The organism is Blautia aquisgranensis, from assembly GCF_040096615.1.
GTDB classification, from domain to species: domain Bacteria; phylum Bacillota; class Clostridia; order Lachnospirales; family Lachnospiraceae; genus Blautia_A; species Blautia_A aquisgranensis.
In genome coordinates this window covers 130,669-145,356 of sequence record NZ_JBBMEJ010000003.1, presented here as the reverse complement: position 1 = coordinate 145,356, position 14,688 = coordinate 130,669, and the positions used below count along the sequence as shown (strand labels likewise).

Annotated in this window: 13 protein-coding genes; all 13 read right to left on the bottom strand. The window is 46.0% G+C overall.

Translation table 11 applies throughout. The features are described 5' to 3' along the window. Positions 1–138: 138 nt before the first annotated feature. The 13 genes from lgt to priA all read right to left on the bottom strand — a co-directional run bounded on the left by lgt (position 139) and on the right by priA (position 14,688). Positions 139–1,464 carry a prolipoprotein diacylglyceryl transferase gene (lgt, locus tag WMO28_RS04140; protein ID WP_349056153.1) on the bottom strand — a complete coding sequence of 442 codons (1,326 nt, stop codon included), beginning with the start codon at positions 1,462–1,464 and terminating at the stop codon, positions 139–141. Between the two features lie 15 nt (positions 1,465–1,479). Continuing rightward, entirely contained in the window at positions 1,480–2,577 is a 1,098-nt protein-coding gene (ychF, locus tag WMO28_RS04135) for a redox-regulated ATPase YchF (protein WP_178644715.1), read from the bottom strand. Between the two features lie 151 nt (positions 2,578–2,728). Then, entirely contained in the window at positions 2,729–3,403 is a 675-nt protein-coding gene (locus WMO28_RS04130) for a thiamine diphosphokinase (protein WP_178644717.1), read from the bottom strand. 2 nt (positions 3,404–3,405) lie between these two features. Beyond that, entirely contained in the window at positions 3,406–4,080 is a 675-nt protein-coding gene (rpe, locus tag WMO28_RS04125) for a ribulose-phosphate 3-epimerase (RefSeq protein WP_178644719.1), read from the bottom strand. A gap of 3 nt (positions 4,081–4,083) precedes the next feature. Continuing rightward, positions 4,084–4,962 carry a ribosome small subunit-dependent GTPase A gene (gene rsgA / locus WMO28_RS04120; protein ID WP_349056152.1) on the bottom strand — a complete coding sequence of 293 codons (879 nt, stop codon included), beginning with the start codon at positions 4,960–4,962 and terminating at the stop codon, positions 4,084–4,086. 2 nt (positions 4,963–4,964) lie between these two features. Next, a complete protein-coding gene (gene pknB / locus WMO28_RS04115) occupies positions 4,965–7,160 on the bottom strand; it encodes a Stk1 family PASTA domain-containing Ser/Thr kinase (RefSeq protein WP_178644723.1) in 2,196 nt (731 codons plus the stop codon). Further along, on the bottom strand, positions 7,154–7,900 hold the full coding sequence (locus tag WMO28_RS04110) for a Stp1/IreP family PP2C-type Ser/Thr phosphatase (protein WP_178644725.1): 747 nt from the start codon (positions 7,898–7,900) through the stop codon (positions 7,154–7,156). Before WMO28_RS04110 ends, pknB begins: the two co-directional genes overlap by 7 nt. Before the next feature lies 1 nt (position 7,901). Then, entirely contained in the window at positions 7,902–8,942 is a 1,041-nt protein-coding gene (gene rlmN / locus WMO28_RS04105) for a dual-specificity RNA methyltransferase RlmN (protein ID WP_178644727.1), read from the bottom strand. 5 nt (positions 8,943–8,947) lie between these two features. Further along, positions 8,948–10,300 carry a 16S rRNA (cytosine(967)-C(5))-methyltransferase RsmB gene (gene rsmB / locus WMO28_RS04100; protein ID WP_178644741.1) on the bottom strand — a complete coding sequence of 451 codons (1,353 nt, stop codon included), beginning with the start codon at positions 10,298–10,300 and terminating at the stop codon, positions 8,948–8,950. Beyond that, positions 10,296–11,003, bottom strand: a complete 708-nt coding sequence (locus WMO28_RS04095) for a zinc metallopeptidase (protein WP_178644729.1) — start codon at positions 11,001–11,003, stop codon at positions 10,296–10,298. Before WMO28_RS04095 ends, rsmB begins: the two co-directional genes overlap by 5 nt. A gap of 6 nt (positions 11,004–11,009) precedes the next feature. Then, the gene (fmt, locus tag WMO28_RS04090) at positions 11,010–11,954 is read right to left on the bottom strand and encodes a methionyl-tRNA formyltransferase (protein ID WP_178644731.1); all 945 of its coding nucleotides are present in this window, start codon (positions 11,952–11,954) and stop codon (positions 11,010–11,012) included. A 12-nt stretch (positions 11,955–11,966) separates the two neighbouring features. Next, positions 11,967–12,446 (bottom strand): peptide deformylase, encoded by a 480-nt coding sequence (def, locus tag WMO28_RS04085; protein ID WP_178644732.1) that lies wholly within the window; start codon positions 12,444–12,446, stop codon positions 11,967–11,969. Between the two features lie 22 nt (positions 12,447–12,468). Then, on the bottom strand, positions 12,469–14,688 hold the full coding sequence (priA, locus tag WMO28_RS04080) for a replication restart helicase PriA (protein WP_178644734.1): 2,220 nt from the start codon (positions 14,686–14,688) through the stop codon (positions 12,469–12,471).

The window sequence follows — 14,688 nt, the reverse complement described above, 5'->3', positions numbered from 1 at the left end:
TCTTATAATTTCCGAGATCTTCCGGCGGAGTTTTCTATCGTTATCCAGCAGTCACAATTCGCAATCCCCTGCCTTATATGAACGAATTTTTGTTTCTCTTATAAGTTTCAGTTTTCATAATATAATTCAAGAATACGGTCAACTCTCTGACTGGCTTCCAGATTCTTCAGAAGATCGCTTCTGCTCCTGATCTGGCTGTCCATCTTCCTTTGCTCCTCCCTCAGTTGTTGCAGGAGCACCATCTTTCTGGACTCTGTCGATTCCTGTTGTATTTCGTTCCGGTTCATCTTGCTCTCCATACGAAGCTTCCGATGACTGTATCACTTCCTCGCTTTCCGTGCTGTCCGTTTCCTGTGACAGGTCATCTCGTGCTGTCGTTCCTTCTGATACCTTTTCCAACTCTGCTTCTTTCTGTAAGATTGATTCCGTTGTATTCCCTTTCATCCTTACAGTCTCTGGTATATCTGCTTTCGCCGATATCATTTCCTGTGGTTCCACTTCCGTAGTTATTACTTCCGGTGTTATTCGCTCTGCTGTGTTTTCTCTTTTTTCTACTGCTTCCTTCTCTGCCTGGTAATCTTTCTCAATCCTGCGTTTTCTGGCTGCGGCACGTTTCCTTGTCATAATACGTCTTACTGTAACGATCACCGTACACACAACAAAGAGTACTCCTGAAATCACCAGCGAAACATCTATTTCCGTTCCCGGAAAAAATATCCTGTCAGTCCGAAACCACTGAATCACAAATCTGCCCAGTCCATACCCTCCAAGATATCTCAGAAAGATCTCACCCTGAAATGCTTTTTTACGAAGACGCATCATAAGCAGTAAAAGCAGCAGCAGACACCAGAGACTCTCATAGAGAAACAGTGGCTGAACCAGAATACATGCGGAACCACCGACAGTTTCCAGATTCTCCCTCATGGCAGTAGTAACTTCTCCGGCTCTCACCGCTGTCAACGGAAGCTGCATGGAAAGAACATTGTCCGCATACTCTCCGAAAGATTCTCTGTTAAAAAAACTTCCCCACTTTCCTATTATCTGCCCGATAAGAACTCCCATACATGCAATATCTGCCATCTGCCAGAAGGATTTCCGCCGGATGTGGCAGTAAATGAATCCTCCGATCACACCGCCTAAAAGTGCACCGTAGAACATCATCCCTCCGGAACGGACATTCAGTATCTGTCCCGGATCATTCTTATAAAGGCTCCACGAAAAAGCCACATAGAGAAGACGGGCGCCTATCACGCCTGTGATCAGCGTTACGATCGCCAGATCCAGACATGCGTCCGCATCCTCATGGTTTCTCCGCGCCTCCAGTACTGCAAAAAAGATACCAAGCAGCATTCCTGCCGCAATAAGAATCCCGTAGATTGTTATTTCGAATCCAAAAATCTCAAAGGATTTCGGAACATAGTCCAAAACCAGTTTCAGCCCCGGGAAACGAATTGACATATCCATAAAATCACCTGTTTATTATACGTTAAAACGGAATAAGATCACATCTCCGTCCTGAACAACATAGTCTTTTCCTTCCATGCGGACAAGACCTTTCTCTCTGGCACCTGCATAGGAACCACAATCCAGAAGATCCTGATAATTCACAACCTCGGCTTTGATAAATCCACGCTCAAAATCTGTATGGATCTTACCTGCTGCCTGCGGTGCTTTTGTTCCGATCTTGATGGTCCATGCTCTTGTCTCATCCTCTCCTGCTGTGAGGAAACTCATGAGACCAAGGAGGTGATAACTTGCACGTACAAGCTTCTCAAGACCGGATTCTGTAAGTCCCAGATCCTCCAGGAACATTTTTCGCTCATCCTCATCAAGCTCGGAAATCTCTTCCTCAATCTGTGCACAGATTACGAATACCTCACTGTTCTGTTTCGCAGCATACTCGCGTACAGCCTGTACATGCTGATTGTTTGCGCCGTCATCTGCAATATCATCCTCTGCAACATTGGCTGCGTAGATGACCGGTTTGGCAGTAAGAAGATTGTAGGTTGCAAGCCATGCATCCTCATCCTCATTCTCTGTCTCAAGGGTGATGGCAAGCTGTCCGTCCTCAAGATGTGCCTTTACTCTCTCAAGGAATGTGAGCTCTTTGGCTGCTTCCTTATCCATACGTGCTGTCTTGGTAACCTTGGCAATTCTTCTCTCCAGAATCTCAAGGTCTGAGAAAACAAGCTCCAGGTTAATTGTCTCAATATCACGAAGCGGATCAATATTTCCGTCTACATGAACAACATTGGAATCCTCAAAACATCTTACAACATGAACAATTGCATCTACCTCGCGGATATTGGCAAGGAACTGGTTTCCAAGACCTTCACCCTTGGATGCTCCTTTTACAAGTCCTGCAATATCAACAAACTCGATCACTGCCGGTGTTACCTTCTTGGATTTATAAAAATCTCCGAGAAGATTCAGTCTTTCATCCGGTACTGTTACAACACCTACATTCGGATCGATGGTACAGAACGGATAGTTCGCAGATTCCGCACCTGCCTTTGTCAGTGAATTAAATAATGTACTTTTTCCTACATTCGGGAGTCCCACGATACCCAGCTTCATTTCTCTATATTCCTCCTATGAATAACTTGTTTTACAGTATTTTATATACAAAAAAAGTCTCAACACGGATGAATTATACCACATTGAAACTCCTTTGTACACCTTATCTGTTGCTTTGTTGGCTCTGTGTTTTTCTGTTCTGAGTTACGGTTCAGTCCCTCGACATGATCATCAGAAGCTCTCCTCTGTCGTAGAAGATCTCAGCAGTATCTTCCATGATCTCGTTACTCACTGTCAGACCACTGTCTGCAACAGTAAGATGATATCCTTTTAATGGATATTTGAATCCTGTAAGCGTCAAGCCTTCCACATCTCCGCCAACAGTAAAAAAAGACACATATTTTCCAAACTGTTTCTCACGTTTAAGAACTGTCCCGCTGTTTACCAGTGTGATATAATTCCACTGATCCGCGATCGCAATGCGGACACCCTTATCTTTTCCCATGGAGAGCAGACCAAGATTCGCCATCACATGATCCAGTCTTGTACCTGTAGCCCCGAAAATCAGAATCTCCCGGGCACCCGCATCAATCATATGATTCACCGCAGACTGCGTATCTGAGTCATCCTTCTCCGGCTTCAGTCTGACGATCTCCAGATTCTTAAGACTGTTCATATAAGCTTTGCCCTCTTCTGAAAGGCTGTCAAAGTCTCCCACTGCAAGATCCGGTATAAACCCGCGGTTGTGCATGAACCACTCCATCCCCTTATCCGCAGCCACCAGTCTCAGACTCTCTCTTCCACCTTTTTGAATTCTTTTTTTTAAAAAACCGAGGGCAAAATCATCCTGGATATTGCCCCCGCTCATTATTATCGTATCAGTCATTTTCAGTCCAGCTTTTCTTTGATGTGATGGATCTTGTGTGTAATGTGGCGCACATTAGCTGTGATATCTCCCTTAAATACCCAGGATCCGGCAACCATAAGGTTCGCTCCTGCACGCATAACAGTCTCCAGTGTATCATCATTGATACCGCCGTCCACCTGAATATCAACATCCAGATCTTCCTCGTCAATCAGTTCACGAAGCTCCTGGATCTTCTCTGTACACTCATCCATGTACTTCTGTCCACCAAATCCCGGCTGAACTGTCATGATCAGAACCATGTCCACATCTTCAAGAAGGTGGCTGATATCATTTACCGGTGTAGATGGTTTAATGGAAACAGCGGCTTTTACACCGGCTGCCTTAATCTGCTCCAGTGTACGCTCCAGATCCTCACAGGCCTCTGCATGCACGGTGATGGAATCTGCTCCACATTCCACAAAATCGCGAATATATCTCTCAGGTTCTGTTACCATCAAATGTACGTCGAAAAACATGTTGGATTCTTTTCGAATTGATTTGATCACCGGCATTCCAAAGGATATACTGGGAACGAAATCTCCATCCATAACATCAATGTGCAGATATTCAACTCCTTCTTTTTCAAGAATTTTAATCTGTTCTCCCAGTCGGTTAAAATCTGCTGATAAAATCGACGGGCACAATCGGTATTCCATGACTTAATATCTCCTCTTCTCTTTTAATTCCTGATGCAGCTCCAGGTAATCCTCATAACGGAGTCTGCTGATCTTATTGTTCTCAAGGGCTTCCTTTACGGCGCAGCCCGGTTCATGGATATGACGGCAGCCCTGAAAACGGCACTGTCCTTCATATTCGCGGAACTCCGGAAAATAATCTTTCAGCTCCTGTTCCTCCATGTTCTCAATATACAGGGAGGAAAATCCCGGTGTGTCCACAAGAAATGTATCCTGGGCTACCGGTATGATCTGTGCATGGCGGGTAGTATGCTTACCTCGTTTCAGCTTACGGCTGATTTCGCCGGTCTCCATCTCAACCTCCTCCTGGAGAGAATTGGTCAGGGACGACTTACCTACGCCGGAAGGGCCTGCCACAACCGTTGTCTTTCCTTTCAGCACTTCCTCAATCTCGCCAAGCCCTTCCCCTTTCAGGGCACTTGACATGATCACCTGATAGCCACAGCTGCGGTATGTCTCATAAAGAAACTCCAGTTCCTCCTCTGTTGCCAGATCTTTTTTGTTAAAGCAGATGACTGCCGGGACATTCTCACGTTCCATCATGATTAGGAAACGATCCAGAAGCATAAAATTCGGTTTCGGGTTATCCATGGCAAAGATCACCAGCGCCTGATCCACATTGGCTACAGCCGGACGGATCAGCGAATTCTTACGCTTATGAATCTCTGTCACACTGCCTTCCAGCTCTTTTCCATCCAGAACTGTAATGTCCACATCATCACCAACCAGCGGTTTGAACTTATCCTTGCGGAAAATCCCCTTCGCTCTGCATTCGTATGTATTGCCGTCTTCTGCGTATACATAGTAGAATCCGGCAATACCCTTTATAATTTTTCCCTGCATGATCAGTCAGCCTGCTTAAAAGTAACTGTATAGGTTCCAAGCTGCTGATAATCCCCATTTACCTGCTCATAGAGATAGATGGTACCACTTGTCACACCCTCAGCTCCTGAAATATCCAGCTGATACGGAAAACTTACATTCTGTCCATCAAGAATCGTAGATGCTTTCGGCTCTCCGTTTACCTCCTGGATCAGTTCCAGACGGATTGCTCCTCCGTTGTAACCGGATGGTGTATCCAGAGTCTGAGTACATTTCCAGTTTGTATCCACAGATGCACTGTCTGACGCCGGTGCTGTTGTCACAGTACTGTTATCTGCTGCCGTACTGCCTGTGGATGTTGTACTGTCCGTAGATGCTGTACTGTCTGCAGACGGTGCCTGATCTCCTGAACTGATCGTAATGCTGATCGGCTGATCAGGATCTACTGCTGCATAAGCCTCCGGATCCTGAGCGATAACAGTGCCCGCTGCTTCTGTGCTCTGCTGTTCTGTAATCTGGATATCAATAAATTTACCTAATGTAGTAAGTGCATCATCCCTGCTCATTCCAACAACACTTGGAACTTCTGCATTGCTGCCATAGTCAACACCCCTGCTGACTGTCAGAGTTACAGAAGATCCTCCCTGTACGGAAGTCCCTGCTGCCGGATTTACACTGTATACATATCCCGGATCCACAAGTGCATATCCGTTATCATCTGTATCGCTGTATTCCTTCTGCACAGTTACCTGAAGTCCAAGATCCTCAAGTGTCTGCTGTGCAGCAATACCTGTTCGTCCATCCAGATCCGGAATCGTAACCTGTGCAGTTCCTGTGCTTACCCAGTATTTCACAGTTGTATATTCTGCAACCTGTGTTCCGGCTGCAGCTTCCTGATGTGAAATTTTTCCTTTTTCCTGATTGGATGATTCTTCTCCTGCCATCTGAACCCCAAGATGAGCATCATTTGCAAGATTTTTAGCCTCATCCTCGGTTTTTCCTACTAAATCCGGAACTGTTACCATTGCACTGGATGTTTCTTCCTTCTGTTCGGTCTTTGAACTTTCTGTCTTGCTACTGCCAGTAGTTCCGAAAAGACCTGCAGCACGTCCGAAAACAACAATCAGTACAACCATCAGAACTACCCCACCGATAAGTGTGGCAATTGTTAATCCCCTTCCTGAGCTCTGCTTCTTCTCAGATTTTCTTCCGGATCTTGGTTTGTATTCTTCCTCTGCATCATCATAATCGTTATCATCGTACTCTTCTTTCTCAAGAGTCTCTATTTCCGGTTTTGTAATCTGCTTCGGTGTATGCTTGATTTCTCCCAGTTCTTCCTCTGAGATTACAACTGTCTTGGCGTCATTATCTACTGTTGTAAGCTTTACAAAATCTCCCTGCGGATCGATCAGCGAATGTTTCAGGTCCGCAATGACCTCTTCCATGCGGTTGTATCTGCGATCCACGCTCTTCTGTGTACATTTCAAAATGATCTGCTCCAGACTATATGGAAGATCCGGTGTATATACACTCGGCGGAACCATCTCTTCCTGAAGATGTTTGATTGCAATGGCTACGGTTGTGTCTCCGTCAAAAGGAACTCTTCCTGTAACCATCTCATATAACGTGATTCCCAGTGAGTAAATATCGCTTTTCTCATCACTGTATCCGCCTCGAACCTGTTCCGGTGAACTGTAATGGACAGATCCCATAACGTTAGAACTGATCGTATTAGAGGATGCAGCTCTTGCAATTCCGAAATCAGTTACCTTAACCTTGCCATCTGTAGATATGATGATATTCTGTGGTTTTACATCTCTGTGGACAATTCCGTGACTGTGCGCTGCTTCAAGTCCCATTGAAACCTGAATTGCAATACTTGTCGCTTCCTTGATAGAAAGTCTTCCCTTTTTGGAAATATATTCCTTCAGCGTAATTCCCTCAATCAGTTCCATTACAATGTAATAAACACCGCCATCATCACCAACATCAAATACATTGACAATGTTCGGATGTGTAAGACCGGCCGCTGCCTGTGCCTCACTTTTGAATTTCTTGATAAATGTAGTATCCTCCCGAAACTCCGGTTTCAGGACTTTTACTGCTACAAAGCGATTCAGCTTATGATCCATAGCTTTATAGACATCAGCCATTCCGCCAGTTCCGATTTTTCCTACGATCTCATAGCGTTCAGCTATGATCATTCCCGTCTTTAACATGTTTCCACCTCATTCGTGAATGGTTCTACCAGTACGATTGCAATATTATCCTTACCGCCATTCTGATTTGCTTCCCGAAGGAGCGCATTGCCTTTCTGATCAATATCTGCTTCCGGATCGGATATGATCTCCCAGATTTTCTCATCTGTCACCATATTACTCAGACCATCCGAACACATCAAAATCGTACAGTCCTTTCCAAGTTTCAGATCAAAGAAATCAACATCTACCGTTTTCTCTGCTCCAAGCGCCCTTGTAATAATGTTTTTATCCGGATGATTGCGTGCTTCTTCTTCACTGAGCTCGCCCATTCTGACCATCTCCTGAACCAGAGAATGGTCTCTGGTAATCTGATGAATTCCATCCTGGATCACATACAAACGGCTGTCCCCCACATTAGCCACATAGGCATACTGATCTACAATAGTCGCCACTACCATAGTCGTTCCCATACCCCGGAGATTTTCATCTTCCTGGGCACGGTTTCTGATCTCAGTATTGGCTGTTTCAATGGCATGACGAATAACCTTTACCGGATTATAATCCGCATCTTCACGGATTTCATCCACAAGGATCCGTACTGCATGTGAGGATGCATAGTCACCGGCATTATGTCCGCCCATTCCGTCTGCGACTGTGAAAAGATTAGGCAGATTTCCCACCGGTTCTTCAGAAACATATACGTAATCCTGATTCATCTTTCGCTTCTGCCCTACATCAGTAGCTGAGTATATCCTCATGTTACTTCTCGCTTTCTGTTTTTTCCATGTAACTTTTTCTTAGCTGTCCACAGGCACCGTCAATATCGCTGCCCATTTCCCTTCTAATAGTAACATTAATTCCGTATTTTTCAAGTTTTATTTTGAAATTCTCCACAGCCTGTCGAGTAGACCTCACATAGGAGCGTTCCTTAATTGGATTTACCGGAATCAGATTTACATGGCAGTTGATTCCCCGGATACGACCGGCAAGCTGCTTCGCATCTGCCTCTCCGTCGTTCACCCCGGCAACAAGACTGTATTCAAAAGTAATACGGCGACCTGTTTTGTCAAAATAATTCCGGCATGCATCCAGAACTTCGTCCATGGAATATTTATTTGCGATCGGCATCAGTTCTCGTCTCTTCTCATCATTTGGAGCATGAAGAGAAAGTGCCAGTGTGATCTGAAGCTTTTCTTCTGCCAGATCATACATCTTCGGTACGATACCGCAGGTTGAAACCGTCACATTACGCTGACTGATCCCCAGTCCGTTCTCATCTGTAAGAATCCGGATAAAGCGAATCAGGTTATCGTAATTATCCATCGGTTCTCCGGTTCCCATTACGACTACGTTGGCCACACGTTCTCCGGTATCCGCCTGGATACGATAGATCTGATCCAGCATCTCGGAAGGCTTCAGACATCTGGTAAGACCTCCGATCGTGGAAGCGCAGAACCGGCAGCCCATACGGCAGCCTACCTGAGAGGAAATACATACAGAGTTTCCATGATGATATCTCATAAGAACACTCTCGATCACATTTCCATCCTCCAGCCGGAACAGATATTTTCTTGTTTCATCAATTTTTGAGATCCTTACATCTGCCTTGGTCAGCGCTGTGATCGGATACACAGAAAGCTTTTCCCGAAGGGCTTTTGAAATGTTCGTCATTTCATCCCAGGAGGTAACCAGCTGCTGATGCAGCCATGCATAGATCTGTTTTGCCCGGAAAGGCTTTTCGCCGATCTCTGTCATGAAGCTCTTAAGCTCCTCCAGTGTCATGGATTTTATATCTGTCATTTTTACTATTTCCTTTTGAATCTGGCAATGAAGAAGCCGTCTGTCTTATGTATTCCCGGGAGCAGCTGCAGATATCCAATCTTTGTAGATTTGCAGTGAAGCTCTTCCGGAATATATGGATCCAGGCTCTCCAGTTTAAATGGATAATTCTTAAGGAACCATAATACGTTTTCTTCATTTTCTTCTCTTGCAATGGTACACGTGCTGAATATCAGTGTTCCGTCAGGCTTCACATATTCCGCAGCCTTGTCAAGGATTCTTCTCTGAAGCAGTACGATTTCTTCCTGTGTCTGAGGTGTTGCTCTGTACTTGATCTCCGGTTTTTTTCCGATAACTCCATAGCCTGAACACGGAACGTCTGCGATCACAATATCTGCTTTTTTCTCCGACTCCGGATCAAGAACTGTTGCATCCTGTACCTTTGCGTCTACATTAATCACACCGGTTCTGTGAATATTTTCGTTGATAAGATCCACCTTATACTGACTTACATCTCTGGCATCCACATTACCGTAATCGCCCATCTTATCTGCCACATGGATACTTTTTCCACCAGGTGCCGCACACATGTCAATAATGTAATCTCCTTTTTTCGGACTGGCAGCCTCAGCAACCAGCATGGAGCTTACATCCTGTACCAGCATCTTTCCCTGAAGAAAAGCATCCAGCGTCAGAATATGATTATAATCTGAGATCTTTAATGCATATGGCAAGTATGGTGCCTGTTCGACTGTCACTCCCTGTTCTCTCAGGCTGGTAACAATCTCTTTCTTGGATGCCTTATGCGTACGGCAGCGTACTGTCAGCGGCCGCTCTGTAAGAAAGTCTGCTAGGATCTTTTCTGTTGTCTTCACGCCATATGCCGTGATCCATTTATTTACCAGATATTCCGGCATGGAATATTTCACAGAAAGATATTTTACCTCATCTTCTTCCCTGGATGGGAGTTCCAGGTTCTTCAGTTCTCTTGCGATCGTGCGGAGAACTCCGTTTACAAAAGGCTTCAGATTATAAAAACCTTTTCTCTGGGCCAGCTTCACAGCCTCATTGCACACGGCACTGTCCGGAACACTGTCCATAAATTTCAGCTGATAAACTCCGCTTCGCAGGATTTCCCTGATCTGTGGTTTCATCTTATCCACGGAAACCTTGGAAAAGGAATTGATCACATAATCAATATAAATTCTGTATTCCAGAGTTCCCTCGCATACTCTTGTAATAAAGCTTCTCTCCTGTTTCGGAAGAAACTGGTATTTGGAAAGGGCATTGCGAATCGCGATATGGCTGTGCTCCCCTTCCTCCTCGATCTGTAACAGAATCTCGAGGATCAGTTCTCTTGTGTTCACTCCGCTGCTAATCACGGTCTCTACCTCCTGCAAGGATAATCAGTCTCAAAAGCTGCAGAATGGATGCAGCCAACGCTGCTACATAGGTAAGAGCCGCTGCTGTAAGAACCTTTCTTGCACCTTTTTTCTCATCGGCACCTAAAATGCCTGTGGTTTCCAGCATTTTCAGCGCTCTGGATGACGCATTGATCTCCACCGGCAGAGTCACCAGCTGAAAAAGCACTGCAAGGGAAAACATCACGATTCCCAGCGTTACCAGCGGATGAATGGAAAAAATCAGTCCTGCGATAAATATCGGCCAGGAAAGCTGTGAACCCAGATTCGCAGCCGGTACAATGGCAGAACGGATATTCAGCGGCGCATAGTTGATCGCATCCTGGATCGCATGACCACACTCATGCGCTGCCACACCAACTGCTGCCAGTGAATTTCTTCCATAAATATCTTCCGACAGCGAAACCGTTTTTGTTCTTGGATCATAATGGTCTGTCAGGCTTCCACGGATCGGAACAACCTGTACATCTGTAATCCCTGCTGCCCGGAGAATTCTCTGTGCGGCTTCTGCTCCTGTGATACCGGAATGATTCCGGACTTTTCTGTATACTGCAAAGGTACTCTTAAGTTTCGCAGATGCAGCAAGTGAAAGGAGCATTCCGATCACAAGTAAAAGTACTGTGGGATCCATTCCCCAGCCATAATAACCATATCCGTACATAACTCATCACTCCCTGGAATCTCTGAACATGTCTCCTGGTTTCAACTGGCATCCCCGCAGAAAGGCATCTGCCTCCATACGTTTCTTGCCTTCCAGCTGTACTTCATGAAGCACCAGCACATCTTCGCCGCATGCAACATGGATGCCTTTTTTATCTGTACTGACAACAGTTCCCGGTGTTTCGGTCACGTCTTTCTTCTCTACGGAACTTCTCCATACCTTTAAATTTTTTCCGTTTATAAAGGTAAATGCACTTGGCCATGGATTCATGCCGCGGACAAGGCGTTCCAGCTCTGTGGCACTTTTTGAAAAATCAAGAAGTCCCATTTTCTTTGTGATCATAGCTGCGTATGGTGTAGGACTTTCCTCCGGCTGTTTTTCATAAACTGCATTTCCATCGAAAATGGACGGCAGTGTCTGGATCAGAAGCTCTGCACCTGCTTCTGCCAGCTTGTCAAAGAGACTTCCGCCTGTCTCATCCTCTGCAAGAGGTACCACGATCTTCGAGATCATATCGCCTGTATCCAGGCCGGTTCCCATCTGCATGATCGTAACGCCGGATTCTTTTTCCCCGTCAATTACTGCCTGCTGGATGGGAGCTGCCCCGCGGTATTTCGGAAGCAGAGAAGCATGAATGTTAATACATCCGAATTTCGGCATTTCCAGAATACTCTTCGGTATGATCTGACCGAACGCTGCCACAATGATGATATCCGGTTTAAGTTCAGAAAGCTTCTCCACAAATTCCGGCTCGCGCACCTTTACAGGCTGAAGTACCGGAATATCGTGTTTCATTGCTTCTTCTTTTACAGGTGTCGGCATCATGGTCTTGCCTCTGCCCTTTGGTTTATCCGGCTGTGTGACTACAGCCTCCACCTCATATCCGTTCTTCACAAGTGCAGCCAGCGGTGCAACCGCAAAGTCCGGAGTTCCCATATAAACGATTTTCATATTATCCCGCCTTTAGTCTTCTTCATCGTAATCGTAATTTACCTTGTGAAGTTCTCCCTCCACAAGCTCTGTGTACATTTTTCCGTCCAGATGGTCGATCTCGTGACAGAACGCTCTGGCCAGAAGCTCCTCTCCTTCGTAGATCACTTCTTCCATGTTAATGTCAAGTGCTTTTACTTTTACATAATTTGGACGTGTCACCTGACCTGCCATTCCCGGAACACTTAAGCATCCCTCATCGCCGGTCTGCTCTCCGCTTGTCTCAAGGATCTCCGGGTTGATCAGAACGATCGGTCCTTCTCCTACATCGATCACAACAATACGTTTCAGGATTCCAACCTGCGGTGCCGCAAGTCCTACGCCCATTGCGTCATACATGGTATCCAGCATATCTGTGATCAGCTCGCTGATCTTTGGTGTCATCTCCTCTACAGGACGTGATTTTTTTGTCAGTACAGGATCACCCTGTACACGGATTGTTCTAAGTGCCATTTTTCTCTCTTCTCCTTTTCATTTAACTCATGTCAAATTGTATGTATATCTTCCGGAAACCGGAATTTATCTCTATATACTGCTCAAGCTTTTCCCTCACTGCTGTGAGGAAACGCATATCCACATGTTTCAGGTGCAATACCTGTCTGTAAACATCCTTCACCTTGCCTACCGGTGCCGCAGCTGGACCGATCATGTGAAGTTCATCTTTCGGACTTACCCTGCGGATAAAAGCTTCTATATAATACATTGCTTTTTTCAGAAGCTCCTCATCCTGGCAGGCGCCAAAAACTGTCATCATATGAGCTGCCGGCGGATAATCCATGAGCATCCGGTAACTCATCTCTTCCCTGTAAAATTCCTCATAATCCTGCACTGCTGCCGCCTGAATGCTGTAATGCTCCGGCTGATAGGTCTGTATTACAGCAGTTCCCGGCTTCATTCCCCGTCCGGCACGGCCCACGGCCTGGGTCAGCAGCTGAAAAGTTCTTTCGCCACAGTGATAATCGTCCATATTCAGGGAAAGATCCGCAGCAATCACTCCCACAAGTGTCACATCCGGAAAGTCATGCCCCTTGACGATCATCTGCGTTCCCACCAGAATGTCTGCCTCATGTCTGGCAAAGGATGCCAGGATCTTCTCATAGCTGTCCTTCGTCCTTGTGGTATCAAAATCCATTCGAAGCACTTTTGCCTCTGGAAAATACTTCTCAATAACCTTCTCGATCTGCTGGGTGCCTGCCTTGAAACCGCCAATATGCGGAGATCCGCAGGAGGGACATGACTGGGGCTTCACAGTCTCATAGCCGCAATAATGACAGACCAGACGACTGCCGTTATGCTCACTTAAGGACACGTCACAATGAGGACATTTCATTACATGTCCACAGGCACGGCAGGAAACAAATCCTGCATAACCACGCCTGTTAAGAAAAAGCATTGCCTGCTCTTTTCTTCGAAGTGTTTCCTGCAGGGAAGTTTTAAGCTCCGTGCTTAAGACAGAACGGTTGCCTTTTTTTAATTCTTCCCTTAAATCCACGATTGATACCTTAGGAAGCGGTCTTTCTTCATAACGTGAGGTCAGTTTTATAAGAAGATACTCACCAACGGACGCACGGCTGTATGCAGAAAGTGATGGTGTGGCAGACCCCATCACCACTTTTGCATGCTCCAGTCTGGCTCTCTGGATCGCAGTCTCCCTTGCATGATACCGAGGTGTGTTCTCACTCTTGTAAGTGGGCTCATGTTCCTCATCGATCACGATCAGCCCCAGATTCGAAAATGGCGTAAAAAGTGCAGATCTTGGTCCTACCATCACCTGCACTTCGCCACGCTTCGCTCTCTTGAACTGGTCATAACGCTCCCCCTGGGAAAGTCTGGAATTTAACACAGACACCTTATCTCCGAACATGGCATAAAAACGCCGTACAGTCTGATAGGTAAGGGCAATCTCCGGGATCAGAACAATGGCCTGCCTGCCTTCTGAGAGTACCTGCTGAATCAGGCGCATGTATACCTGCGTCTTGCCGCTTCCCGTAACTCCGAAAAGAAGCGCCGGTCTGGGCTTCTGCGTCTGCCATTCCCGCATGATCTGCTCCGCCGCTTCCCTCTGTTCACGGTTCAAAAGCAGCTTCCTGTCTTCCTTTACCAGATCTCTGCTATCCGGAATACGGTACATCTCCTGGCTCTCGATCCGGATCATTCCCTTTTCTTTAAAGAATTCCAGAACCGCAGTACTTGCTCCAAGTTCTTTCACCGCAGAGGTGTATTCCAGACTTCCGGACTCCAGAATTGCCCGCAGAAAACGCTCTCTTGCTTTAAAACGGCTTCCGGAAAGTTTCTCCAGAAGTGCCTCTCCCTCCTGCCTGTCCCCGCAGAAAAAAATCAGTCTTTTTTCTTTTGCACGGACTTTATCCTTTACAGGAAGAACAGTCTTAAGAGCCTGGATCATAGTGGAACCATATGTTTCTTTCATCCAGGCAGCCAGGGCGATAAGACGGGATTCTGTTGTCTCATCGTCCGTGGATACCCCTTCGATCTCCTTGATCCTGGATGTATCGTATTTTGGTTTTTCGGAGATTCCGATCACGTAACCTTTTCGGAGCGTATTGCCTTTTCCAAAGGGAACTGTGACAACAACACCCGGTGAGATCTCTTTCTCCAGCCTTTCCGGTACACGGTACTGAAAATCCCGGTCAAGCTTCTCATGTGAAATATCAATGATCACATCTGCATAGATCAT